The sequence below is a fragment of the Rhizobium sp. PDO1-076 genome, from assembly GCF_000247475.1.
In the GTDB taxonomy this organism is placed as follows: domain Bacteria; phylum Pseudomonadota; class Alphaproteobacteria; order Rhizobiales; family Rhizobiaceae; genus Allorhizobium.
This window is the reverse complement of the sequence record NZ_AHZC01000292.1, coordinates 1-1,181: the sequence shown is the minus strand read 5'-3', so window position 1 is coordinate 1,181 and position 1,181 is coordinate 1. Positions and strand designations below refer to the sequence as shown.

The 1,181-nt window shown below is 50.8% G+C and carries 1 protein-coding gene; it reads right to left on the bottom strand.

Annotated features, from left to right (window positions below; all coding sequences use genetic code 11):
* Positions 1 to 74: 74 nt before the first annotated feature.
* On the bottom strand, positions 75 to 1,181 hold a 1,107-nt coding region (locus PDO_RS15300; RefSeq protein ID WP_210161521.1), incomplete at its 5' end, for a hypothetical protein.

Sequence of the window (1,181 nt, the reverse complement as noted above, 5' to 3'; positions counted from 1 at the left end):
GGATGGCGTCTTTCGCTGGCATTTCCTCCGTTAAGTTTACGATGCCCGTCGATTGCCTTTTTGTTAAAACAGCATCAGAGCACAATGTGCACCTTCTTTCCCGAAACCATGCCCCGCGCAGTGCTATCAAAACTGAACACTGCCTTTTCTTGCTGTAAAATATGAAGAAATTGGTACGCAATGGCGAGCACTGATGCCGCGACGTCGGCAATCTCCCTATCCCTTGTAACCTGGCCTTCCTCGACAAGTGTGTCCATTACCACCTTGTCATCAAAACTTCGATCAGATGACCGTGCTATATCTTCGAAATAGTCCGCTTCGATCTCGTCTTCTTCGGGCAAGGCATCAGCCTGCACACCTTCAGTCGATCTCAGCTTTGCGGTCAGTGCCAAGAAAGCCGAGGCCAGACCAATGCTATCTTTCTTGACTTCGGTCAAAAGCATCGTATTTTCAAATATATCTGCCGTCAACAGATCGAGTTCCCCGGCGACATAAGCCTGCTGGTTCCTGGTACTCTCGACAACGCTGGATGCCGCCGCCAAATCAAGTTTCGCCAGCGCCAACTCGTCCCCGGCCCCAGAATCCACCGAGAGCAAATCGACACGCGACTGCAGGGCCGCCTGTATTGCAACCTGTGCTGCAAGCTCATCAGAGAGATCTGTCGAGGCTTTCTTTTTTGGGTTGGCGAGGTCGTTCAGTTCCTGAAGTTCAGCCGTCAAAGCAATGACCTTGGCGTAATTTTTCTGCAGATCACCAAGCGTATTTTTCGCCTTGGTATACTGGTCCAGACTTTTTTTAGCCTCATTATCCTTCGAAAGCCGATCGGCAACAATCTGGAGCAGCAGGAAGAGTGCCTCAGCATCGCCGACATTGACGGGCATTCGCAACCCCAAGATCCCCAATGGAGACATTGATGGGCCGTAGCTATACTCGACACCCAAATTGTCAACGACGGAAGCAACCTGCGACGCAGGCAGCACCGATGCCACCCCCAACACGTTCTTGGAACTCGTATCCACCAACTGCACGTGCAAAAGGCTCAAATGAGCCGATGAAACTGCATCGATTCCTGTAACCATAACTAACCTCTGACCTGAAATGAGACTGTCAACCATTGCATAACAAATCGGCAAAGATCGCGTTGTCCCGAAGAACACACGCAGGCATCGTAAACTTAACGG